This is a genomic window from Azospirillum sp. BE72, from assembly GCF_031455875.1.
Classification (GTDB): domain Bacteria; phylum Pseudomonadota; class Alphaproteobacteria; order Azospirillales; family Azospirillaceae; genus Azospirillum.
On record NZ_JAVDTO010000014.1, the window covers coordinates 1 to 22,303 of the forward strand.

Genomic DNA, 22,303 nt, shown 5'->3' on the forward strand with positions numbered 1-22,303 from the left:
TTGGATTATTTTTTTTTTTTGTGTGTTTTGTTGTTTTTGGGGGCCGCGGGGCCCCCCCGCCGCGCGGGGGGGGGGGGGGGGGGGGGGGGGGGGGGGCCCCCCCCCCGCACGGCGGTCCCTCCCCGAGAATCCACGCTATGCCTCCCCCTCACCCCGACCCTCTCCCCGGGGGGGAGAGGGAGAAGCCAGAGCGCGGCGAATTGAATTAGGAACCTGCCCATGCTGGGATTCGCCCAAATCTTCGCGAGCCGCCTGGTCAAGGCCGCCGTGATCCTGATCGCCATCGTGGTGATGAACTTCTTCCTCGTCCATGCCGCCCCCGGCGACCCGGCCATGGTGATGGCGGGCGAAGCCGGGGCCGCCGACGAGAAGTTCGTGGCGCAGCTGCGCGAACAGTTCGGGCTCGACCGCCCGATCCTCGAACAGCTCGGCACCTATGTCGGCAAGGTCGTGCAGGGCGATCTCGGCTTCTCCTACCGGCAGCAGCGGCCCGTCTGGGACATCCTGGCGGAACGGCTGCCGGCCACCCTGGTGCTGACGCTGACCGCCTTCCTGCTGGCGCTGGCCCTGGGCGTTGCGCTGGGCACGCTGGCCGCGGTCACGGTCGGCACCTGGGCCGACAGCGCCATCACCGTGGTGGCGCTGCTGGCCTACGCCACGCCGATCTACTGGATCGGGCTGATGCTGAGCCTGCTGTTCTCCATCCAGCTGGGATGGCTGCCGGCCTTCGGCTACGAGACGGTCGGGGCGGGCTATACCGGATTGGCCCATGTCGCCGACGTGGCGAAGCACCTGATCCTGCCGGTCATCACGCTGGCGCTGTTCTACATGGCGAGCTATGCGCGCCTCACCCGCGCCTCGATGCTGGAGGTGCGCGGCCTCGATTTCATCAAGACCGCCAAGGCCAAGGGCCTGTCGCAGAGCCGCATCGTCACCCGCCATGTCCTGCGCAACGCCATCCTGCCGGTCATCACGGTGGCGGGCATCCAGGCCGGGCAGCTGGTCGGCGGATCCATCCTGATCGAGACGGTGTTCGCCTGGCCCGGCATCGGCCGGCTGGCCTTCGAGGCGGTGCTGCAGCGCGACTATCAGGTTCTGCTGGGCATCTTCCTGGTCACGTCGATCATGGTGATCCTCTTCAACATCCTGACCGACATCCTCTACGGCCTCGTCGATCCGCGCATCCAGGTGTCCCAATGATGAAGTCCGAATTCTGGCGGGCCTTCGCCCGCAACAAGGGCGCGGTCCTCGGCCTCGTCATCCTGGCGGCCATCGTCTTCCTGGCGGCATTCGCCTCCTTCCTGTTCCCCAACGACCCGTGGGACATGGCGACCGCCCCGTTCCAGCCGCCGCTGTCGGAGGACGCGCTGCTCGGTTCCGACATGCTGGGACGCGACATCGCCGCCGGCATCGCCCATGGGGCGCGGGTGTCGCTGCTGATCGGCCTGACCTCCACCGCCGCGGCGCTGGCCATCGGCGTCACGCTGGGGGCCTTGGCCGGCTTCCACGGCGGCCGGGTGGACGACGCCATCATGCGCTTCACCGAGCTGTTCCAGACCATCCCCAACTTCGTGCTGGCCGTGGTGCTGGTCGCCATCTTCACGCCGAGCCTGACCACCATCGTGGCCGCCATCGCCATCGTCAGCTGGCCGCCGCTGGCACGTCTCGCCCGCGCCGAGTTCCTCAGCCTGCGCACCCGCGAGTTTGTGCAGGCCGCCATCACCACCGGCCAGAGCAACACCACAATCATCCTGCGCCAGATTCTGCCCAACAGCCTGTCGCCGATCATCGTTTCGGCCTCGCTGATGGTGGCGACGGCGATCCTGCTGGAAAGCTCGCTGAGCTTCCTGGGGCTTGGCGATCCGAACGCCATGAGCTGGGGCTACATGATCGGCGCTGCCCGCACGGTGATCCGGCAGGCCTGGTGGATGAGCGTCTTCCCCGGCCTCGCCATCGTGCTGACCGTGCTGGCGCTGAACCTCGTCGGCGAGGGGCTGAACGATGCGCTGAACCCGAAGCTCGCCCGGTCGCGCGGGTGATCCGATGAGCCTGTCCGAACTGACCCGCATCCCGACGGAGACCGCCGCCATGACGACCACGCCTCTTCTCGATGTGCGCGGCCTCAGCATCGCGCTGCCGCCGGGCGCCGACCGCCCGCTGGCGGTGGACAATCTGACCTTCACACTGAACGCGGACGAGATCCTCTGCGTCGTCGGCGAGTCCGGCTCCGGCAAGTCGATGACCGCGCACGCCATGATGGGCCTGCTGCCCGCCCCGCATGTCCGTGTCGCCGGCGGCAGCCTGCTGTTCAAGGGCAAGGACGTACTGACCATGCCGGAGGCGGAGCAGCGCTCCTTGCGCGGCGGCCGCATCGCCATGGTGTTCCAGGAGCCGATGACCGCACTGAACCCGCTGATGCGGGTCGGCCGCCAGATCGGCGAGTCCTTGCGCGAGCACACCGACCTGCCCGCCCCGGCGCGGCGCGCCCGCGTGGTGGAGCTGCTGGCCCAGGTTGGATTGCCCAACCCGGCGGAACTGGCCGAGGCCTATCCCTTCCGCCTGTCGGGCGGCCAGCGCCAGCGCGTGATGATCGCCATGGCGCTGGCCTGCCAGCCCGACATCCTGATCGCCGACGAACCGACCACGGCGCTGGACGTCACCACCCAGAAGCAGATCCTCGACCTGATCCGCTCGATCCAGGCCGAACGCCACATGGGCATGATGTTCATCACCCACGACTTCGGTGTGGTGGCGGAGATCGCCCATCGGGTCGCTGTGATGCGCCACGGCAAGTTGGTGGAGTACGGCCCGGCGTCCGACGTGCTGAACCGGCCGCAGCATCCCTACACCCGGCAGCTGATCGCCTCGGTCCCGCACTATATCGAGCACCGCGACGACCACACCAAGGCGGGCGCGCCGTTGCTGGTCGCCGACAAGGTGCGCAAGGTCTTCCATGTCGGCGGCGGCCTGTTCAAGAAATCCAAGGAAGTGGTGGCCGGCGACGACCTGTCGCTGACCATCCATCCCGGCGAGACGGTGGGGCTGGTCGGCGAGTCCGGATCGGGCAAATCGACGCTCGGCCGCTCCATCGTCGGCCTCATCAAGCCGGATTCGGGCCGCATCCTGTTCGAGGGCACCGACCTGCTGGCGCTCGACCGCAAGGGCTTCCGGCCCTTCCGCCGGGCGGTGCAGATGGTGTTCCAGGACCCCTACGCCTCGCTGAACCCGCGCCACCGCGTCGGCGATATCGTGGCCCAGGGCCCGATTGCCTTCGGTGAAAACCGGGCCAAGGCGCTGGCCCGCGCGCGGGAACTTCTGGCGATGGTCGGCCTCGACGGCTCGGCCGCCGACCGTTACCCGCACGAGTTCTCCGGCGGCCAGCGCCAGCGCATCGGCATCGCCCGCGCGCTCGCGATGGAACCGAAGCTGCTGGTTGCGGACGAGCCGGTGTCGGCGCTCGACGTGTCGGTGCAGGGGCAGGTGCTGGAACTGCTGGACGACATCCGCAAGCGCCTGAACCTCGCCATGCTGTTCATCACCCACGACCTGCGGGTGGCGGCCCAGGTCTGCGACACCATCGCGGTGATGCGCCGCGGCAGGATCGTGGAGTTGGGCACGGCGCGGGAGGTGTTCACCAATCCCCGCGACACCTACACCCGCAGCCTGTTGGACGCCATCCCCGGCAAGGCCTGGCACATCCCTGAGGATCTCCAAGCCCGGGCGGGAGCGCACTGAATGAAGGTCGCCATCATCGGTGCCGGTGCGGTCGGCGGTCTGCTGACCGCCCGGCTGGGTGCCACGGAAGCCGAGGTGACGCTGGTCGCCCGGCCGAACGCGGCGTCGGCCATCCGCCGCAACGGCCTGACCATGGTGACGCCGCTGAACCGCGTCGCCCGGATCACTCCACGCGTCACCGACGACAGCCTGTCACTGGGGCCGCAGGATTTGGTGTTCCTCTGCGTCAAGTCCCATGCGCTGCGCGGCACCATCGACACGCTGACCCCGCTGCTGGGGCAAGAAACCGCCATCGTCCCGATGGTCAACGGCATCCCCTGGTGGTATCCGCACCGCCAGCCGGAACCCTTGGCCGACCGGCCGCTCGCCAGCGTCGATCCCGATGGGCTGCTTTGGCGCTCCATCGATCCCGACCGGGTGGTGGGGGCGACGACTTTCGTCGCGGTGGAGGGCGACGGCCCCTGCCGGCTGCGCCATGTCAGCGACCAGCGCTTCGTCTTCGGCGACGTTGCCGGCCGCGACAATCCGGCAGTGGACAGCATCGTGACGCTGTTCGGGCAGGCGGGCTTCCAGCCGGCGAAGACCGCGGACATCCGTCAGGCGATCTGGGTGAAGCTGTGGGGCAACCTCGCCTTCAACCCGCTGAGCGTACTGACCGGATCGACGCTCGGCCGGCTGTGCAACGATCCCGGCACGCGTGAAACCGGCCGCGCCATGATGCTGGAGGCGAAGGCGGTGGCGGAGAAGCTGGGCGTGGTTTTCACCACCAGCGTGGACGAACGCATCGCCATGGCCGCCGGCGTCGGCGACTTCAAGACATCGATGCTGCAGGACTATGAGGCCGGCCGCCGGCTGGAGCTGGAGGCGATCCTCGGCTCGGTCATCGAACTGGCGGAACGCGCCGGCGTTGAGGTGCCGATGCTGCGCGCGGTGTCGGCGATGGTCGACCTGCGGGCGCGGGAGCGGCGGGAGATCGCGGCTTAAGTCTGCGTCCTCACTTGCTCCCACCTAACCTCCCCCGCTCTCAGCGGACCTACGGTCCGCCTGTCGCGTCAGCACAAAGCGGAGCTTTGTGCGAGAGCTGGGCGGGGGAGGGACTGCCGCCGCTCTCCCGCCTAAGCACTTGCCCCCTCCCCTGCCCAGCGGGGGAGGGTTGGGGTGGGGGCATCGCCAGCCAACCCCTCCCCACTCAAAAACAACAAACCCCACCCGGAGCCACCATGCCCCTGCCCTCCAACCTGCCGATCGACGCCGACCGTCTGTGGAACAGCCTCGCCGAGATGGCGAAGATCGGCGCCACCGCCAAGGGCGGCAGCTGCCGCCTCGCCTTGTCGGACGAGGACAAGGCCGGACGCGACCTGTTCGTCTCCTGGTGCGAGGCCGCCGGCTGCACCGTGACCATCGACCGCATCGGCAACATCTTCGCCCGCCGCAAGGGCAGCGACGACAGCCTGCCCCCGGTGGTGATGGGCAGCCATCTCGACACCCAGCCGACCGGCGGACGCTTCGACGGCGTGTTCGGCGTGCTGGCGGCGCTGGAGGTGGTGCGCTCGCTGAACGACCGCGGGGTGGAAACCCTGCACCCGGTCGAGGTCGCGGTGTGGACCAACGAGGAGGGCTCGCGCTTCTCGCCGCCGATGATGGGATCGGGCGTGGTCACCGGCGTCTTCACGCTTGAGGAGATCCTCGACAAGGTGGCGCAGGACGGCGCACGGCTCGGCGACGAACTGGTCCGCACCGGCTATGCCGGCGAGGCGCCGGTCGATCACCCGATGCACGCCTATCTGGAGGCCCACATCGAACAGGGTCCGGTGCTGGAGGTCGAGGGCAAGGAGATCGGCGTCGTCACTGGCGCGCAGGGCCAACGCTGGTACGAGGTGACGGTGACGGGGGTCGAGGCGCATGCCGGCCCGACGCCGATGCGCCTGCGCCGCGACGCGCTGGTCGCCGCCTCGACCATGGTGCAGGCGGTGCAGCGGGTCGGGCTGGAGACGGCCGGCGATCCTTGCGCCACCGTGGGCATCCTCGACGTCCACCCGCATTCGCGCAACGTCATTCCCGGCCGGGTCTTCTTCACCGTCGACCTGCGCCATCCGAATGCCGACACGCTGGCCGACATGGACCGCCGGTTCCGCGCCGCCGTCGCCGAGATCGCCGAGCAGCAGGGGGTGAGCGCCGAGATCGCCGATTTCTGGCACTTCCCGCCGACGCCCTTCGCCAAGCCGCTGGTCGACCGGGTGCGCGAGGCGGCGGGCGGCTTCGGCTTCAGCCACCGCGACATCGTGTCGGGCGCCGGCCATGACGCGGTGTATGTGGCGGGCAAGGTGCCGACGGCGATGATCTTCATCCCCTGCGAGGACGGCATCAGCCACAACGAGGTCGAGAACATCTCCCCCGCCGACGGCGCGCGCGGTGCCGCCGTGCTGTTCGAAACGCTGGTCGCCACGGCCGGAAGGCCGTAACGGCGTCGCCATTACCCCCCACCCTAACCCTCCCCCGCTGGGCGGGGGAGGGGATGCGCCCATTCCCTCCCCTGCCCAGCGGGGGAGGGAGGGACCCACGCGCCAGCGTGGGAGGGTGGGGGCAAACGTCGCATCTCCAGTCCCCCCGGAGTCCCTCCCATGAAGTTCGTCCATCACCCCGACGCCGCCCTGCACCGCCCCGCCACCTACTTCAACAAGGGCCTGCTGCGCGCCCTGCCGGAGAAGCCGGAGCGGGTCGGCGCGCTGGCCTCGCTGATCGAGAAGCGCGGCGAGACGCTGATCCGTCCCGACGACTACGGCTCCGCCCCGCGCGCCGCGGTCCACACCCCGGCCTATCTCGCCTTCCTGGAGACCGCGCACGCCCGCTGGGTGGCGAAGGGCGACATGGGCGACGTGGTGCTGCCCAACGTCCACCGGATGCAGGCGGCCCCCAACTATCCCACCTGCATCGTCGGTCAGGCCGGCTGGCACATGTTCGACACCGCCTGCCCCATCGGGGCGGAGACCTGGACCGCCACCTGCGCCGCGACCAACGCCGCCATCCACGCGGCAAAGCTGGTCGCCACCGGGGCGGACAGCGCGGCCTACGCGTTGTGCCGGCCACCGGGGCATCATGCCACCCGCGATATGGCCGGCGGCTTCTGCTACCTCAACCATGTCGCGGTCGCGGCGGAGTCGGTGCTGCCGATCCTGCGCGGACAGGGCCGGGCGGCGCGGGTGGCGATCATCGACGTGGACGTCCATCACGGCAACGGCACGCAGGACATCTTCTATGACCGCGACGACGTGTTCTTCGTCTCGGTCCACGCCGATCCGGCGGAGTTCTATCCGCATATGGCGGGCTATGCGCAGGAGCGCGGGACCGGTCGCGGCGAGGGCTACAACCTGAACCTGCCGCTGCCGATCGGCAGCGACGAGGCCACCGTGCTGGCGACCATCGGCAAGGGGCTGGAGGAGGTCCGCCGCTTCGGGCCGGACATGCTGTTCGTCTCGCTGGGCTTCGACACCTTCATCGACGACCCGCTGGCCGCCTTCGGCGTCACGACGCCGGGCTTCGCCCGCATGGGCGCGCTGATCGCCGCCGCCGGACTGCCCACCGTGCTGGTGCAGGAGGGCGGATACGCCATCGACGCGCTGTCGGCCAACCTGTCGAGCTTCCTTGACGGGTTCGAAGGCAAGACAGCGGCATGACCGCCATCGCCGCCACCGGTGCCGGCCGCGATCCGGCCAAGTATCTGCTGATCGCCACCATCAGCCTGTTCTGGGGCCTGAACTGGCCGGCGGTGAAGACGATCCTGACGCAGATGCCGATCTTCAGTCTGCGCGCCATCGGCTTCACCGCCGGGGCCGTGCTGCTGCTGGGGGCGGCGCGTCTGGCCGGGCACCGGCTGCGGGTGGAGCGGGCGGAATGGCCGGCGCTGGCGGCGGCGGGGCTGTGCAACGTGCTGGTCTTCAACCTGTGCACGGCGCTGGGCCAGAGCCTGATGGCGACCTCGCAGGCGGCGATCATCGCCTTCACCATGCCGGTGTGGGCGACGCTGCTGGCGATCCCGCTGCTGGGCGAGCGGCCGGGGGCACGCCAGATCGTCGGGCTGGCCTGCGGGCTGGGCGGGCTGATGGTCCTGCTGGGGCCGGAGGCGCTGTCGGCGCCGCCGTCGCAGCTGGCCGGGCCGGCGGTGATGCTGGTGTCGGCGCTGGCGTGGGCGCTGGGCACCATCGTGATGAAGCGGCGGGTCTGGCGCAGCAATCCGATGGTCATCACCGGCTGGCAGTATGTGCTGTGCGCCCCGCCGATGATCCTGCTGGCGATGACCGAGTCGAGGCCGGCCCTGGCCGAGATCCACCCGGCGGTGTGGGCCGGCTTCGCCTGGCACATCGTCTGTTCGATCTGCGCGGCGCAGGCGCTGTGGTACGTCACCGTCCGCCGCCTGACGGTGGGAGAGGCGGCGGTCAGCACCCTGCTGATCCCGGTGGTGGGTGTCGGCGGGGCGGTGCTGCTGCTGGGCGAGCCGATGACGCTGCGGCTGGCGGCGGCGCTGGTGCTGATCCTCGCCGCCGTCGCCTGCGTGCTGGCGGTCAGGCCGGCCCGGCGCTGACCTGACCCTGCCCTTACTCCTCGGTGAGGCGGCGGCAGCGCCGCTTCATCATCGCCACCGCCTCGTCGGCGCGGGCGCCGGTGAGGTCGAAATTCCGCTCGTCGAGCAGCACGCCGTCGGAGTTGTAGGCGCGGACCAGCAGCCCCTCCGGCGACTGGGCGACCGACAGGTCGAGGACGCCGTCGCCGGTCTCGTTGCCGGCGATGTCGAGGAAGTCGTTGACCTCGTCGAAGTTGGCATCCACGTCGTCCGGCCAGACGCCCTCGGCGGTGAAGTCCAGCAGGTCGTTCAGCCCGCCGACCGGCTCGCAGCGCTTCACCCGCGGGTCTGCGGCGGCCACCGCCTCGGTGAAGGCGGCCATCGACTGGCGGATGCGCTCCTGCTCGATGGGGTCGATCTCCAGCTCCTGCCCGTCGTCGGCGAAGCCGAGCTTCAGCGGGTCGGGCATCCCCTCCCCTTCCAGCTCCGCATCCTCCTCGATCACCAGACCGACGACGCCGACCAGCCGGGTGCCGGCATCGTCGGCGGGGGCCAGCAGATCCTGCGTGCGGGCGAAGGTCTCCGCCTCTTCCGGCGAGGAGATCAGGCGGCGCAGCAGGGTGCGGCGGTCGGCGGCCTCCAGGTAGGACAGCGGCTCCGGGTCCAGCCACAGCGGCAGCAGCCGCATGTCGGCAGCCTTTTCCAGCAGCCCGGCCGAATCGAGCGCTTCCTCGATCACGCCCACCGGCGGCGGCGCGTCCAGCGGCCCGTCCACCTCCAGCACCAGCCAGAACAGGGTGGAGAGGGTCGGGTCGCCCTGCTCGTCGGTGCCCTGCGCGGTCTCCGAGAACGCCTCGACCTCGTCCATGAAGTCGTAGCCTTCCTCCTCGCGCAGCTTGCCCAGCGCCGCTTCGATCACGCCCTGGCGGTTGGCGTCGAGCACCTCGTCCAGCAGGGCGCCGAAGCGCTCGTCGTTGTTGCGCCACAGCCGGACCAGCCGGTCGGCCGGCGTCCCGCTGAACTGGCCGCCCTTGCCGTTGACCCCGTCCTTTTTCGCCATGATGCGCCCGTTCCTTTCTGAATCGCTCGTCCGGTCGGCGAGACCATAGGAGCGGCGCGCCATCCTGTCGACCGCGATATGGTGACGAACCATCCGCCGGAAGGTGGTGCCGCCCGACGGTCCGGACAGCGACGATTGGCCCCTTCCACCCGGACGGGAAAGAGGTAGGATCCGATCATCCATATTTCGGGTGATCCGCCATGGCCGAACGTCCGGTTTTTCCCAGAGATTTCCTGTGGGGTGCCTCCACCTCCGCCTATCAGATCGAGGGCGGGGCCGAGGCCGACGGGCGGGCACCCAGCATCTGGGACAATTTCTGCAAGCTGAAGGGCCGGGTCGACAACGGCGAGAGCGGCGACATCGCCTGCGACCATTACCACCGGATGCCGGAGGATGTGGAGCTGATGGCCGCGCTTGGGCTGCAGGCCTACCGCTTCTCCGTCTCCTGGCCGCGGGTGCTGCCGCGCGGGCGGGGGGCGCCGAACGAGAAGGGGCTGGATTTCTACGACCGGCTGATCGACCGGCTGCTGGAGAAGAACATCGAGCCCTGGCTGTGCCTGTATCACTGGGACCTGCCGCAGGCCTTGCAGGACATGGGCGGCTGGACCAGCCGCGACAGCGCCGGCTGGTTCGCCGATTATGCGGCGCTGTGCGCCCGGCGCTATGGCGACCGGGTGAAGCGCTGGGCCACCTTCAACGAGTTCTCGGTCTTCACCCTGTTCGGCTGGGCCTTCGGCTGGGGCGCGCCGAGCATCGCCGACCGCGCCAGCCACCTGAAGACGATCCACCACGTCAACCTCGCCCACGGCGCCGGGGTGGACGTGCTGCGCGCCCTGGTGCCGGGCGCCTCCATCGGCGCGGTGCACAGCGTCCAGCCGATGCGGCCCGAGACCGACCGGCCGGAGGATGTCGAGGCCGCCGCCCTGTTCGACGAGCATTGGAACCGCGCCTTCCCCGACGCCCAACTGCGGGCCCACTATCCGCGCCGCATCGCCGAGGCCATCGAGCCCTATGTGCAGCCCGGCGACATGGCGCGCATCGCCCGGCCGCTGGACTGGTTCGGGCTGAACCATTACGCCCCGGTCTATGGCCGCAAGGACGACAGCCTGATCTGGGGCTTCGGCTTCGGATCGCCGCCGGCGGGGATGAAGCGGACTGCCATCGACTGGCCCTATGACCCCGGCTGCTTCCGCGACACGCTGATCGACCTGGCCCGCCGCTACCGCCTGCCGATCTATGTGACGGAGAACGGGTACGGCACCAAGGCGGCGGAAGCTCCGGACGCGGAAGGCCGCGTGGCGGATCCCGAGCGGCTGGCCTACCTGCAGGCCTACATCGCCGCGATGGCGGAGGCGAAGGCGCGGGGGGCCGACGTGCGGGGTTATTTCGTCTGGTCGCTGCTGGACAATTTCGAATGGGGCGGCGGGTATGGCACGCGGTTCGGCATCGTCCATGTCGATTTCACGACGCAAGTGCGGACCCCGAAGGACTCGGCGCGCTGGTATTCGGACCTGATCCGAAGCGGCTGACGCGGCGCCGGCCGCCCGCCTTGGCCGGAGGGGCGGCGGCGGATGGAACAGTGTGGAACGGAATTCGCGCGCTGTTCCATCCGTCCACCGGCGCCGGGGCGGGATCGGGGAACGCAGCGGCGACCGGCTCCACGGGCCGCGGGCGGGAACGATCGCCGCCGGGGCCGGCGGACGTCGGGGGCGGAGCGGCCGGCTCGGGCTGCGGCGGCGAAGAGGGCTGAGGGGGCGATTGCGGGGCCGGCGTTGCCGCCGGTTCCGGGGACGGGGCGGGCCAGTCGGGCTGGGGAGCGCGCGCCGCCGGGCTGGCCGGGGCGTCGAGCCCGGCGAACAGGCCGAGCCGTTCGGCCAGCCAGCGCACCGTCTTCGGATCGCCCATCGACACCAGCCGCTCGATCTGTTCCGCCACCAGGGTACGGATTGAGGACAGGCGCAGGTCCGCCTCCCGGTTCAACGCCTGCCGTTCCCACCAGACGCGATGGCGGAAATCCCGCGATCCGCAATAGGCCCGCCAAAGGGTGGTGCGGCTGCATCCCATGGCGCGGGCGACATAGAGGAAGCTGCTGCCGCGCGCCAGCATGCCGGCGGCCATGATCCATTGTTCCTCGTGGAATTGCGATCCGGGAACCAGCGAGCCGTCGGCGGGGACCGGCGGCTCCTCGGCCCAGCAGGGGAAATGGTCGTCGGAGAGGGTGCGGCTGTCGAGCGGCATGGCGGGGCTCCGCGGGTGGATGGGACCAGCAGGGGAGGATATAGGAATTTTTTCTGGCTGGGGGGCTTTTGCGCAATGGGTCGATGCGACCTTGGCTGCCGTGGTGCTGACGTAAAAGGGAGCGGCCAGAGCATGCGGCCGCTGTCGCTAAAGGGGCAGCCGCAGCCGTCCTGGCGTTGTCGCGAAAAGGAGTGGTTCGCCATTAGCGAATAGCAGCTTGACGGGCGGTTCGCTATCAGCGATCATGACCGCATGAAGCTTGTGATCGAAGCCACGGCGCTGAAGATTCTGCTCCGCATGCCAAAGGGCGATGCGGCTGGGCTGCGGGACAAGCTGAAGACCTTCGCCGCCGCTCCCTATGACCCGCATCCTTGGGCGAAGGCGTTTGGCGGCGGGCAAGGCCGCATCCGCCACGGCGACTGGCGGGCCATCTACCAGATCGACGGCGATGCGCTGTTGGTCACGGTGCTGAAGGTCGGGAACCGCAAGGAGATCTATCGATGAACGCTCTGCCCATCACGCCAATTGCCGAGACGGCGGACAGCGTCACCCTCAGCCGGGCCGACTTCGAGGCCCTGGCCGATCTGGTGACGGACGCCCAGGACTTGGCCGACGCCGAAACCGTAAAGGCACGGCTCGCTGAGGGGGAGACGGAAGCGTTTCCGTTCGAGGTTGCGGAGCGCATCCTTGATGGGGAGCATCCTGTTGCGGTGCTCCGCGAGCATCGCGGCCTCACGGCCCGCGGACTGGCGGAAGCCGCAGGCGTGGCTCCGTCCTACCTGTCCGAGATTGAGAACGGGAAAAAGCCCGGCAGCTTCGACGCGATGGCCCGCATCGCCGGCGCGCTCCAGGTGCCGCTGGACCTGCTGGTCCGCCACTGAACGGCTGTCGCGAAGGGGAGTGCATTTGTCCACCTGACAAGTCTCACTCCCTACCTCCCTGTTTCGGCACTTCTCCGCTCAACCACCGCAAAAATTTCGCTCCTCTGCCCAACAATCCGCAACAGGATTTTCCGAACACCCCCGTTCCGCGCCCAACCCGCAAAATCATTTGCCTGCGAAGGGCGCACACTCGTCCCAACGAAGGATAATCGAGGGAACGAGACATGGACGGCATGCCGACGGGCCTGCGGGCGGAGCGCGATCCCGGCCAAAACCCTGAGCGGATCGACCGCGGCTATCGCCTGGACGACCGCTACAGCCGCGCCGGGGGGCAGGTCTATCTGTCGGGGACGCAGGCGCTGGTCCGGCTGCTGCTGCTCCAGGCGGAGAGCGACCGGCGGGCCGGGCTGAACACGGCGGGCTTCGTCAGCGGCTATCGCGGGTCGCCGCTGGGCGGGCTGGATCAGGCGCTTTGGCAAGCGCGCGCGCATCTGGACGCCCATGCCATCCGCTTCGTCCCCGGCGTCAACGAGGATCTGGGCGCCACCGCCGTTATGGGGACCCAGCAGGTCGAATCCTCGGGCGAGGGCACCGTCGATGGTGTGTTCGGCATGTGGTACGGCAAGGGGCCGGGGGTGGACCGCTCCGGCGACGTGCTGAAACATGCCAACGCCTATGGCAGCTCGCCGCGCGGCGGGGTGCTGGCGGTGGCCGGCGACGACCATGGCTGCGTGTCGTCCAGCATGCCGCACCAGAGCGACCTCGCCATGATCGCCTGGTCGATGCCGGTGCTGAACCCGGCCGGCATCCGCGACTATCTCGACTTCGGGCTGTACGGCTATGCCCTGTCGCGCTTCTCCGGCGCCTGGGTCGGGTTCAAGGCGATCTCGGAATCGGTGGAAAGCTCGGGCACCGTGCGGATTCCGGCGCTGGAGGGCGGCTTCCTGCCGGTGGCGTTCGATCCGCCGCCGGGGGGCCTGCATTACCGCTGGCCCGACCTGCCCAGCCTCGCCATCGAGGAAAGGCTGGCCGCAAAGGTGGCGGCGGTGAAGGCCTTCGCCCGCGTCAACCGCATCGACCGGACGGTGCTGGGTAGGGGCGGCTGGCTGCGCATCGTCACCACCGGCAAGGCGCATCTCGACCTGATGGAGGCTCTGCGGCTGCTCGGCATCGGGCCGGCGGAGGCGGAGCGGATCGGGTTGTCGGTCCACAAGATCGGCCTGTCCTGGCCGCTGGAGCCGGACTTCGCGCTCGCCGCCGCCCGCGGCGCCGACGAGGTGCTGGTGGTGGAGGAGAAGGCGCCGGTCGTCGAGGGGCAGCTGAAGGACCTGCTGTTCCACCTGCCGGCCGGGGAGCGGCCGCGCGCCGTGATCGGCAAGACCGACGAGTTCGGCGCCCCGCTGCTGCCCGCCACCGGGGAACTGCGGCCCTGGATCGTCGCCAAGGCGCTGGTGGAGCGCATCCGCCACCGCTTCCCGGAACAGGACTTTTCGGCGCGGCTGGCGGAGCTGCTGCCGGGGGAGGCGCCTGCCGCCCCTGCCCTGCCGCGGACCCCCTATTTCTGCTCCGGCTGTCCGCACAACAGCTCGACCAAGGTGCCCGACGGCAGCAAGGCGATGGCCGGCATCGGCTGCCACTTCATGGCGTCCTGGATGGACCGCGACACGGTGGGACTGAGCCAGATGGGCGGCGAGGGCGTCAGCTGGATCGGGCAGGCGCCGTTCAGCAAGCGGCCGCACATCTTCCAGAATCTGGGCGAGGGCACCTATTTCCATTCCGGCCTGCTGGCGATCCGGCAGGCGGTGGCCGCCAAGATCAACATCACCTACAAGATCCTGTTCAACGACGCCGTCGCCATGACCGGCGGCCAGCCGGTGGACGGTCCGATCTCCGTCGACGCCATCACCCGCCAGCTGGCGGCGGAGGGCATCACCCGTATCGCCGTGGTCAGCGACGCGCCGGAGAAGTACGACAGCCGGTCGGGGCTGGCGCCCTTCACCACGGTGCATCACCGCGAGGAACTGGACGCCGTGCAGCGCGAGATGCGCGACATTCCCGGCGTTACGGCAATCGTCTATGAGCAGACCTGCGCGGCGGAGAAGCGGCGGCGGCGCAAGCGCGGCACCATGGCCGACCCGGCGCGGCGGATGGTGATCAACGATCTGGTCTGCGAAGGCTGCGGCGATTGCGGCAAGAAGTCGAACTGCCTGTCGGTGCAGCCGAAACAGACCGAATTCGGAGTGAAGCGGCAGATCGACCAGTCCAACTGCAACAAGGATTATTCCTGCGCCGACGGCTTCTGCCCCAGCTTCGTGTCGGTGGTGGGCGGCAGTTTGCGCAAGCCGGACCCGGATCGTGTGGCCGCGCGCTTCGCCGACGATCTGGCGGCACTGCCGCTGCCGCGGTATGGCGCGGGGGAGGATTTGGCGGAGATCCTGATCGTCGGGGTCGGTGGCACCGGCGTCGTCACCATCGGCGCGGTGCTGGCGATGGCGGCGCATCTGGAGGGCAAGGCGTCCTCAGTGCTGGACTTCATGGGTTTCGCGCAGAAGGGCGGCGCGGTCTACAGCTATCTGCGGGTGGCGGGGGATGCGGCGCTGCTCCATCAGGCGCGGATCGACCCTAAGCGGGCGCAGCTGGTGCTGGCCTGCGACACGGTGGTCGCCGCCTCGCCCGACGCGCTGAAGACGGTGCGGCTGGGGCGGACACGGGTGGTGGCCAACGCCCATGTCGCGCCGACCGGGGCCTTCACCCGCGACGGGACGAAGCTGCCGGATGCGGGGGCGCTGCTGCGGGCTCTGCGCCGGGCGGCGGGGGCCGAGCAGGTCGAGGTGGTGGACGCCAACCGGGTGGTGACCGCGCTGTTCGGCGACAGCATCCTCGCCAACGTCTTCCTGATGGGCGTCGCCTTCCAGAAGGGGCTGCTGCCGGTCGGGCTGGAGGCGCTGACCCGCGCCATCGAACTGAACGGCACCGGCGTCGCCGCCAACCTGCGCGCCTTCGCCTTCGGCCGCCTCGCCGCGCACCGGCCGGAGGTTCTGGCCGGGCTGGGGGCGGAGGAGGAGGCGCCGGCCGGCGATCTTGCAAGCATTGTGGAGCGCCGCGCGGCGTTCCTGGCGGAGTATCAGGACCGTGCCTATGCCGACCGCTACCGCGCGCTGGTGGAGCGGGCGCGGCAGGCGGAGGCCCGCGTGGCTCCCGGATCGACCGCGCTGGCCGAGGCGGTGGCGCGCAGCGCCTTCAAGCTGATGGCCTACAAGGACGAGTATGAGGTCGCCCGGCTGCACAGCGACCCGGCCTTCGCCAAGAGCTTGAAGGAGCGGTTCGAGGGGGATTGGAAGCCGGTCTTCCACCTCGCCCCTCCCCTGCTGTCGCGCGACACCAACGGCTATGGCGAGCCGCGCAAGATGGCGCTGGGCGCCTGGATCCTGCCGGTGTTCCGCGGGCTGGCGGCTTGCAAACGGCTGCGCGGCACGGCGCTCGACCCGTTCGGCTACACGGCGGAGCGGAAGATGGAACGCGCGCTGGTCGCCCGCTATGAGGCGACGGTGGCGGAGATCGCGGAGCGGCTGTTGGCCGACCGGCTCGCCACGGCGGTGGAGTTGGCCGCCTTGCCGCAGGAGATCCGCGGCTTCGGGCCGGTCAAGCAGCGGGCATGGGAGGCGGTCGAGCCGCGCTGGCGGGCGCTGGAGGAGCGGCTGCGGCGGGGTAAAGCGCAGGCGGCGTGAGGCCGCCCGACCCCTCCCCTACAGGCCGCCCAGGTCGAGGGATTCCAGCACGGTTTCCGGCAGGGTCAGGGTCATCGCCTCGAACGGGGCCAGCAGGGCGCGGATGTTGGAGCCGACGCCGCAGACCCGGTAGTCCAGGCGGATCGCCTCGATCCGTTCCGGCAGCGTGCGCTTGTGGTCGGTGATCAGCTGCCAGGCCAGCACGCAGCTGTTCTCGCCGTCCTGGGCGGTGACGTAGTCGTAATCGCCGTAGCGGTTGCGGCGGGCGCCGTCGGCGACCTTGATGCGCATGTCCGGGAACTCGCGCTTCGTCGTCTCGGTCAGCGTCTCCATGGTGTAGAGCGGCACCGGGAAGACGCGCGGCGGCTGGACAAGGGCGCCGAACAGGCTGTCGGGCAGGGTCTGCACGTCCACCGTCAGCCGGTTCTCGCCCGGCAGAACCGTGGGGTTGCCCAGCGCCACGACGTAGCTCTTGTAGACGGTGCCGGTATCGCGCATGCGGGCGGCGACGATGGGGAAGTCGCGGCTGTCCGGCAGCGTCACCGGCAGCGCCGTCGGCTGGATGCGGCGCCAGGGAGTGGGCGCCTGGGTCAGGTTGTCGCGCACCCAGCCGGCGCAGCCCGAGGTCAGCAGGGTGACGACGGCCAGCGCCGCCAGCAGAACGGTGCGGGCCGTACCGGATTTCGGAGTCTCGGGCATCGGGGCTCCTTTACCAGTCATGATAGATCGTCTTCCAGGTGATGGTGACGCCTTCGCGCGATTCCTCGGTGCTCAGCCGGTCGTCGATGGCCTTGAACTGGTCATAGGCCTCGTCGTAGCGCATCAGGTTGTAGAGCGCCCAGCCGCGCAGGATGCCGAGGTTGCGCGGTTCCGGTTCCAGCTGCTTGCGGGCGTCGAGCAGGCGCAGCACGTCGTTGTAGCGCTTGTCCTCCAGCGCCCGGTTCGCCTCCGTCGCCATCAGCGAGGCGCGGATTTCCGCCTTCTGCGCCGCCGTCATGTTCGCGCGCGGCAAGTCGCGGGCCAACCCGGCGACATCGCCGGTCGCCAGACGCGCGATGGCCTGCCCGTAGGCGTTCTCCTGCGCCAGGGTCGCCGTCTGCGGCAGGCCGCCGGCCGACAGGGTGCGCGGGGATACGGCGCCGACCGATGCGCCGCCAGCCGACGCGCCGCCTTTGGCCGGCTCGCGCGCGGCCAGCACCTGTGCCTCGGCGAAGGCGGCCTCGGCCTCCGACGGGCGTTTCAGCTCCAGCAGGCACCAGCCGCGCTGCTGCAGCAGGGCGGCGGTCGGGCCGCTCCTGGCGATGGAGGCGCGGATGATGGCGATGCAGGCGGCGTAGTCCTGGCGGGCCAGCGCCCGGTCCAGCTCGCTCGGCCCCTGCGGACCGCCGCGCCCGCCGGCCGGCCCGCGCGGCGGGTCCACCGCCTTCAGCGCCTGATCGATGCGGTTCGACTTGCCCTTCCACGGGGCGGCGACGGCGCGGGCCTGCGCCTTCTCGCCCAGGCCGTTGTAGGCCAGCACCAGCCCCTCCGCCGCCCGGTCGGACGGCGCCCAGCCGTTGGCCTGGGAGAACCAGCTCTGCGCCTCCGCGAAGTTCTTCTGCTTCTGGAAGTACCAGCCGAGCGCAATGGCGCCGTCGGCGTCCTGCTTGTCGCGGATGATGCCCTGGACGCGCGACAGGTCGGCGGCGGACAGGGCGCCGGCCTTGGAATTGCCCAAGCGTTCCAGCAGGCGGCCGGTTTCGAGTTCGGCTTCGGCGGTGCGGACGGTGGAGTAATCCTCCCCCGTCGCCGGATTGGCTGTGGCGCCGAGCGCCGTCAGCTCGCGCAGCCGGTCGGGGCTGAGATGGCGCGACGCCTTGAAGATGGTGTCGCGCCGCTCCTTCGCCTTGGGGCAGCTGGTGACGATGGTCTTGTAGGTGTCGAAGGCGCGGTCGGTCTGCTTCAGCTCGGCATAGGCCTCGGCGAGGCGCCACGCATTGTCCAGCCGGTTGCAGGCCACCGCCTCCGGATTGGCGGCGGCGGCGTCGACCACCTCCTGCCAGCGCTTGGTGTCGCTGGCCGAACGGATGCGCCCGGCGCTCTCGGCGAGGTCGAGCTCCTGCAGCAGCTTGTCCGATGGCTGCCAGGAGGGCGACTTGCGCCGCTGCTCGGCGATGGCGGCACGCGCCTCCGCCACCTTGCCGGCCGATACCAGGGTCCAGAACGGGGTTTCGTCGACGCCGGGGGTGGTCGGCTGCGGCGCGAACAGGTCCTTGGGCGGTTCCCAGGTCGGATCGAGGGCGCGCAGGCGGGCGATCTCCGCCTCCATCCGTTCGCCGTCGCCGATGCGGGCGTAATAGCGCAGCGCCGTCTCGTCCACCTTGCCAGCGGCGGGGGCGGATCCGCTGCCGGGGGCCGGCGCCACCTCCACCTTCACGCCGGGGGCGAGCGCGCGGCCGCCGCCATGCGACTGCGCCCAGGCACCGCTCCCGCCGCCGAGCGCGGCGATGCCGGCAAGAAGAAGGGTCGAAAGAAGGACGGGACGGGTCACGGGTCGATCCCCAGGCTCTGGGCCGCCAGCGCGGAGAGGTGGAACAGGGTGGTGGAGTAATAGTCTTCGTCGGGCGCCAGCGGCGGTACCGTCACCATGTCGCCGGCTCCTGCCCCAGCGCCGGCAAGTCGGCAGGCAAGCCGGTAGACCGCGAGCATCCCGACCGATGCCGCCACCTGCGTGGTGGTGCCGCCCGGCAGCGAGACGGTGGCGGGGACCGTCGATCCGCCGAACTTCGCCACCAGATCGGCATAGGGGCGGAAATAATAGGGATCGCGGTAACCGTCCCAGGCCAGATAGAGCGGCACGCGCACGGCGTCGTAGCCGTACTGCTTCTTGAATCCATCGGCGACGGCGACGGTGCCGGCGGCGTCCAGCGCCATCCAGTCGGGCGGCAGCTGGAACCCGCCGAAGCGCGCCTTCGACAGCAGGACCAATCCGGAATCGGTCAGCTTGCCCCAGCGTTCCCCACCCGGCAGGGCGGCGAAGGCGCGGATGGCCGGGAAGATCCAGTAGCTGGGGTTGAGGACCAGCGTGTCGCCCTTGCGGAATCCGTCGCGCCCCGGCAGCAGGACGGTCAGCCCGGCATGCTCCACCAGCAGCCCGGATTCCAGCGCCTTGACGATGGCGGCGGCGGCGGTGCGGTAGGCCTCGGTCTTCCACAGCTCGGCGGCGCGCAGCAGCGCCCAGGCGATCAGCATGTCGCCGTCCGACGCGTTGTTGCGGTCGGTGACGCCGCCGTCCGGCGTCCAGCGCCATGCCACCAGCCCGTCGCCGCGCACCATCAGCGTGCGCTGGGTCCAGCCCCACATCCGGTCGAAGGCGGCGCGGTCGCCCGCCGCCGCCGCCAGCAGCATGCCGTAGCCCTGCCCTTCGGAATGGCTGACGCCCTTGTTGCCGGTGTCAACAATCCGCCCGTCCGGCTGCAGGAATCGCTCGGCATAACGCTGCCATGCCGCCGCGTCGAAGGGAGCGGCAACGGCGCCGGCCGGCAGCGCCGCCAGACCTGCCGCCGCCAATCCCAGGGATGCCGTCCCGATCAGCACGTCTCGCCGCGATGGGGTCATGGCCCGCTCCGTTCCTGATGTCCATGCTTCAGCAGAAGACGCATGCTGATCGTCAGCACCACCGCGGTCCCCAGCAGCAGGGCGAACAGAAGCTCGATCCGCTGCGACAGGTTGCGGGCCAGGATCAGGATCAGGTTGCCGATGTCAAAGGGATTGAGAATGATCTGATACGGGTGCGACGCCTCCAGCGTGGTGACGGCCGGCGCCGCACTGCTCCACAGCGCCCCGCCGCCGCGCAGCTTGTCCCACAGCCCGGCCTCTCCCAGGCTGCGCATGGCGCGGTCGATGGAACGCGGGTCCGATGCGGTCAGCAGGGTCCAGGTCAGCGGATCGGTGCCGGGCGCCCGGTATTGCAGCAGGGCGGCCTCCGGCAACTGATCGGCATTCTCGGTCAGGGCGACGACGTCGACCGGCGCATCCTCCACCGTCCAATGGTTGATGTAGCGGGCCGCGGCGGCCATGACGCGCCGGGCCCAATCGGGAACCCAGCCACCGGACCCGGACGCGCTGTCCTTTGCCTCGCCGGCCATCCGCTGCCAGCGGTTCTGCGCGCCGTTGTCGGCGGCCTGCGCCGTCCCGGCGATACCGAAGGACGAGGGCATGGCGCCGGGCCGGACCACACCCGGACGGGGGGTGCCGGACCAGCCCAGCCGCAGCCGGTCGACCAGCGCGCGGCGGTCGGCCGCCGCCATCGGTTCGCCTCGCGCGCTGGCCTGGGCGATCAGGGCCCCGGCCTCCAGCAGGCCGGCCAAACGGTCGGCCGGCAGGGGAGAGGAGGCGAAGACGGCCTGCGGCAGGGCCGCGACCGGGCCGACGATCAGGGCGTTGTCGTCCGGCGCGCCGTCCCAGCCGGTGTAGGGGACCACCGCCATCAGGTCGCCCGCCCGCTGCGCCAGCCGGGCGGTCAGGCTCCAAGCCGCGCCGAACCAGGCCGGCTCGCGTCCGACGACCACGAGGTCGAAGGGGGCCGCCGGCTCCCCGCCGGCAAGCCCGCCATAGGGATAGGCGGTGTTGGCGAAGCCGCCCAGGCTGGGCAGCGTGACGAGCCGGGCGAAGCCGGGGATTTCGATGCTGGAGCTGTCGAGCAGGGTGAAGGTCGGGCGCCGCACCGCGAAGACGCAGTCGGTGCCGCCGGCCGGGGGCAGTTCGGCCTCCACCTCGATCACGTTGGGGCCGGGACGGAACATCGCCATCGGCAGCGGCATCTCGCCATTGTCGATCACGCCGCTGGACCGCTTGTCGACCTCGATGGCGCCCGCCGACTTGCCGTTCACCCGGACGTTCAGCACGGCGCCGGGGCCGAGATTGCCCTCGAACGCGGCGTTGACGTGGAACAGGATGGAGCGGTCGCTGACCGGGGCGAAGCCGGTGGGCAGCGTCAGGGTGAAGCGGCCGGCATAACGGTAGCCGCTGTGCTGGACGGTCTGGAAGCCCAGCTCCGACAGGCGGTAGCGTCCCTCTGCCTGTACCGGCGGATGCGGCAGGGGTGCCGGCGGGCCCGCGTCGGTGACGATCATGGCGGATTGGGTCGGCAGCGGCCGGGAAACGTCGGCCAGCCGCATCACCGCCAGATCGACCTCCTGCTGCGTGCGGCCGGAGGCGACGGCGACGAAAGCCCCGCCGCCGGGAGCGGGGAGCGGATAGACCGCCAGGAAGGGGCCGGTGATGGCGGCGGCACGCGCCTCGCCCAGCAGCGGGGCGATGCGGTCGCGGGTGCCGATCAGCACGTTCTTGCCGCCCGGCAGCGGAAGGGTTTCGAGCGACGGCGCGCCGGAGGTTCCAGGCTTGGCGGCGGACTGTGCCGGCACCGCCGTCACCTGCGGGGTCTGGTCGCCCAGCAGCAGGCCGTAGGACTGCGCCACCATGGCGCCCCAGCCGAGATGGTCGGCATCGATCTCGCTGCCGGGATGGAGGATGGCCAGCGGTTCGCGCGCCCGGTCGGCCGCGACCAGCAGATGCCGCATCATGGCGAGGTCGGGTTGGGGAACGCCGCCGTCCGACACCAGCGTCAACGACGAGGCGGCGAGGTTCACCCGCGCCCACAGGTCGTAGGTGCCGCGGACCGTGCAGATGGCGCGGTGCTGCGCGTTGGTCTGGAAGACGATCTGGTTCTCGCCCGGCCGCATCAGGCTGGCCGGCAGGGTGATCGAGGCGTTGACCGGACCCTTGAAGGCGGACAGCGGCAGGTCGGCCACCGGGGAGCCGTTGATGTAGACCGACATCGATCCCTTTTCGGGCAGGATGTCGATGCCGTTCTCGTAGGTCAGCGCCAGCACGACGGAGGTCAGGCCGACCACGGGCGGCAGGACGGCGCGCAGGGCCACCGTCTCCGTCTCGCCATGCAAGGTGACCTCCGGCTGGCCGTCGCGCAGGTTCGACAGGGGGATCACCCGCTTGTCGGCCGCCAGCACGGGCGCAGCAAAGCCGATCCACAGGGACAGCAGAGCCAGCAGGACCCAGCCGGACCGGCCGACGCCGGTATGATGTCGCATGCCCGCCATGGCCG

Annotated in this window: 17 protein-coding genes; 11 read left to right on the forward strand and 6 right to left on the reverse strand. The window is 70.2% G+C overall.

Annotated elements, in window-relative coordinates:
* Window positions 1-219 precede the first annotated feature (219 nt).
* The 7 genes from J2Y49_RS24760 (at window position 220) to J2Y49_RS24790 (ending at window position 8,314) form a co-directional block, all read left to right on the forward strand.
* Window positions 220-1,200 (forward strand): ABC transporter permease, encoded by a 981-nt coding sequence (locus tag J2Y49_RS24760; RefSeq protein WP_310117726.1) that lies wholly within the window; start codon window positions 220-222, stop codon window positions 1,198-1,200.
* Entirely contained in the window at window positions 1,197-2,039 is an 843-nt protein-coding gene (locus J2Y49_RS24765) for an ABC transporter permease (RefSeq protein ID WP_310117728.1), read from the forward strand. The genes J2Y49_RS24760 and J2Y49_RS24765 overlap by 4 nt, the downstream gene beginning before the upstream one ends.
* A 4-nt stretch (window positions 2,040-2,043) precedes the next feature.
* Window positions 2,044-3,735: an ABC transporter ATP-binding protein gene (locus tag J2Y49_RS24770; RefSeq protein ID WP_310117730.1), complete on the forward strand. Its 1,692-nt coding sequence runs from the start codon at window positions 2,044-2,046 to the stop codon at window positions 3,733-3,735.
* A complete protein-coding gene (locus J2Y49_RS24775) occupies window positions 3,736-4,719 on the forward strand; it encodes a 2-dehydropantoate 2-reductase (protein WP_310117732.1) in 984 nt (327 codons plus the stop codon).
* 236 nt (window positions 4,720-4,955) lie between these two features.
* Window positions 4,956-6,197 carry a Zn-dependent hydrolase gene (locus J2Y49_RS24780; protein WP_310117733.1) on the forward strand — a complete coding sequence of 414 codons (1,242 nt, stop codon included), beginning with the start codon at window positions 4,956-4,958 and terminating at the stop codon, window positions 6,195-6,197.
* Window positions 6,198-6,356: 159 nt separating this feature from the next.
* Window positions 6,357-7,409 (forward strand): histone deacetylase family protein, encoded by a 1,053-nt coding sequence (locus tag J2Y49_RS24785; protein WP_310117735.1) that lies wholly within the window; start codon window positions 6,357-6,359, stop codon window positions 7,407-7,409.
* Entirely contained in the window at window positions 7,406-8,314 is a 909-nt protein-coding gene (locus J2Y49_RS24790; protein ID WP_310117737.1) for a DMT family transporter, read from the forward strand. The genes J2Y49_RS24785 and J2Y49_RS24790 overlap by 4 nt, the downstream gene beginning before the upstream one ends.
* A gap of 13 nt (window positions 8,315-8,327) precedes the next feature.
* Here J2Y49_RS24790 and J2Y49_RS24795 read toward each other — a convergent pair whose 3' ends face one another.
* Entirely contained in the window at window positions 8,328-9,353 is a 1,026-nt protein-coding gene (locus J2Y49_RS24795) for a hypothetical protein (protein WP_310117739.1), read from the reverse strand.
* Window positions 9,354-9,553: 200 nt separating this feature from the next.
* Here J2Y49_RS24795 and J2Y49_RS24800 point away from each other — a divergent pair, with 200 nt between their 5' ends.
* On the forward strand, window positions 9,554-10,882 hold the full coding sequence (locus tag J2Y49_RS24800) for a GH1 family beta-glucosidase (protein ID WP_310117740.1): 1,329 nt from the start codon (window positions 9,554-9,556) through the stop codon (window positions 10,880-10,882).
* On the opposite strand, the gene J2Y49_RS24805 is transcribed toward J2Y49_RS24800, so the two are convergent.
* Window positions 10,815-11,591 carry a hypothetical protein gene (locus tag J2Y49_RS24805; RefSeq protein WP_310117741.1) on the reverse strand — a complete coding sequence of 259 codons (777 nt, stop codon included), beginning with the start codon at window positions 11,589-11,591 and terminating at the stop codon, window positions 10,815-10,817. The genes J2Y49_RS24800 and J2Y49_RS24805 overlap by 68 nt on opposite strands.
* A 252-nt stretch (window positions 11,592-11,843) precedes the next feature.
* On the opposite strand from J2Y49_RS24805, the gene J2Y49_RS24810 reads away from it, so the two are divergent.
* From J2Y49_RS24810 to J2Y49_RS24820, 3 genes are all read left to right on the forward strand, one after another.
* A complete protein-coding gene (locus J2Y49_RS24810; RefSeq protein WP_310117743.1) occupies window positions 11,844-12,095 on the forward strand; it encodes a type II toxin-antitoxin system RelE/ParE family toxin in 252 nt (83 codons plus the stop codon).
* Window positions 12,092-12,472 carry a helix-turn-helix transcriptional regulator gene (locus J2Y49_RS24815; protein ID WP_310117744.1) on the forward strand — a complete coding sequence of 127 codons (381 nt, stop codon included), beginning with the start codon at window positions 12,092-12,094 and terminating at the stop codon, window positions 12,470-12,472. The genes J2Y49_RS24810 and J2Y49_RS24815 overlap by 4 nt, the downstream gene beginning before the upstream one ends.
* 224 nt (window positions 12,473-12,696) lie before the next feature.
* The gene (locus J2Y49_RS24820; RefSeq protein WP_310117745.1) at window positions 12,697-16,200 is read left to right on the forward strand and encodes an indolepyruvate ferredoxin oxidoreductase family protein; all 3,504 of its coding nucleotides are present in this window, start codon (window positions 12,697-12,699) and stop codon (window positions 16,198-16,200) included.
* 18 nt (window positions 16,201-16,218) lie between these two features.
* Here the strand turns inward: J2Y49_RS24820 and bcsN are convergent, their stop codons facing one another.
* Genes bcsN through J2Y49_RS24840 form a run of 4 tightly spaced genes read right to left on the reverse strand, consistent with a single transcriptional unit; the run spans window position 16,219 to window position 22,289 of the window.
* Window positions 16,219-16,899 (reverse strand): cellulose biosynthesis protein BcsN, encoded by a 681-nt coding sequence (gene bcsN / locus J2Y49_RS24825; protein WP_310117746.1) that lies wholly within the window; start codon window positions 16,897-16,899, stop codon window positions 16,219-16,221.
* 10 nt (window positions 16,900-16,909) lie between these two features.
* Window positions 16,910-18,730: a hypothetical protein gene (locus J2Y49_RS24830; RefSeq protein WP_310117747.1), complete on the reverse strand. Its 1,821-nt coding sequence runs from the start codon at window positions 18,728-18,730 to the stop codon at window positions 16,910-16,912.
* The gene (locus J2Y49_RS24835) at window positions 18,727-19,797 is read right to left on the reverse strand and encodes a glycosyl hydrolase family 8 (RefSeq protein ID WP_310117748.1); all 1,071 of its coding nucleotides are present in this window, start codon (window positions 19,795-19,797) and stop codon (window positions 18,727-18,729) included. Before J2Y49_RS24835 ends, J2Y49_RS24830 begins: the two co-directional genes overlap by 4 nt.
* Window positions 19,794-22,289, reverse strand: a complete 2,496-nt coding sequence (locus tag J2Y49_RS24840; RefSeq protein ID WP_310117750.1) for a cellulose biosynthesis cyclic di-GMP-binding regulatory protein BcsB — start codon at window positions 22,287-22,289, stop codon at window positions 19,794-19,796. Before J2Y49_RS24840 ends, J2Y49_RS24835 begins: the two co-directional genes overlap by 4 nt.
* Window positions 22,290-22,303: the final 14 nt, after the last annotated feature.

What these genes read in the sequence shown, in the direction of transcription:
- J2Y49_RS24760 (WP_310117726.1), top strand. Translation starts at nt 220, where the DNA reads ATGCTGGGATTCGCCCAAATCTTCGCGAGCCGCCTGGTCAAGGCCGCC.
- J2Y49_RS24765 (WP_310117728.1), top strand. Translation starts at nt 1,197, where the DNA reads ATGATGAAGTCCGAATTCTGGCGGGCCTTCGCCCGCAACAAGGGCGCG.
- J2Y49_RS24770 (WP_310117730.1), top strand. Translation starts at nt 2,044, where the DNA reads ATGAGCCTGTCCGAACTGACCCGCATCCCGACGGAGACCGCCGCCATG.
- J2Y49_RS24775 (WP_310117732.1), top strand. Translation starts at nt 3,736, where the DNA reads ATGAAGGTCGCCATCATCGGTGCCGGTGCGGTCGGCGGTCTGCTGACC.
- J2Y49_RS24780 (WP_310117733.1), top strand. Translation starts at nt 4,956, where the DNA reads ATGCCCCTGCCCTCCAACCTGCCGATCGACGCCGACCGTCTGTGGAAC.
- J2Y49_RS24785 (WP_310117735.1), top strand. Translation starts at nt 6,357, where the DNA reads ATGAAGTTCGTCCATCACCCCGACGCCGCCCTGCACCGCCCCGCCACC.
- J2Y49_RS24790 (WP_310117737.1), top strand. Translation starts at nt 7,406, where the DNA reads ATGACCGCCATCGCCGCCACCGGTGCCGGCCGCGATCCGGCCAAGTAT.
- J2Y49_RS24795 (WP_310117739.1), bottom strand. Translation starts at nt 9,353, where the DNA reads ATGGCGAAAAAGGACGGGGTCAACGGCAAGGGCGGCCAGTTCAGCGGG.
- J2Y49_RS24800 (WP_310117740.1), top strand. Translation starts at nt 9,554, where the DNA reads ATGGCCGAACGTCCGGTTTTTCCCAGAGATTTCCTGTGGGGTGCCTCC.
- J2Y49_RS24805 (WP_310117741.1), bottom strand. Translation starts at nt 11,591, where the DNA reads ATGCCGCTCGACAGCCGCACCCTCTCCGACGACCATTTCCCCTGCTGG.
- J2Y49_RS24810 (WP_310117743.1), top strand. Translation starts at nt 11,844, where the DNA reads ATGAAGCTTGTGATCGAAGCCACGGCGCTGAAGATTCTGCTCCGCATG.
- J2Y49_RS24815 (WP_310117744.1), top strand. Translation starts at nt 12,092, where the DNA reads ATGAACGCTCTGCCCATCACGCCAATTGCCGAGACGGCGGACAGCGTC.
- J2Y49_RS24820 (WP_310117745.1), top strand. Translation starts at nt 12,697, where the DNA reads ATGGACGGCATGCCGACGGGCCTGCGGGCGGAGCGCGATCCCGGCCAA.
- bcsN (WP_310117746.1), bottom strand. Translation starts at nt 16,899, where the DNA reads ATGCCCGAGACTCCGAAATCCGGTACGGCCCGCACCGTTCTGCTGGCG.
- J2Y49_RS24835 (WP_310117748.1), bottom strand. Translation starts at nt 19,797, where the DNA reads ATGACCCCATCGCGGCGAGACGTGCTGATCGGGACGGCATCCCTGGGA.
- J2Y49_RS24840 (WP_310117750.1), bottom strand. Translation starts at nt 22,289, where the DNA reads ATGCGACATCATACCGGCGTCGGCCGGTCCGGCTGGGTCCTGCTGGCT.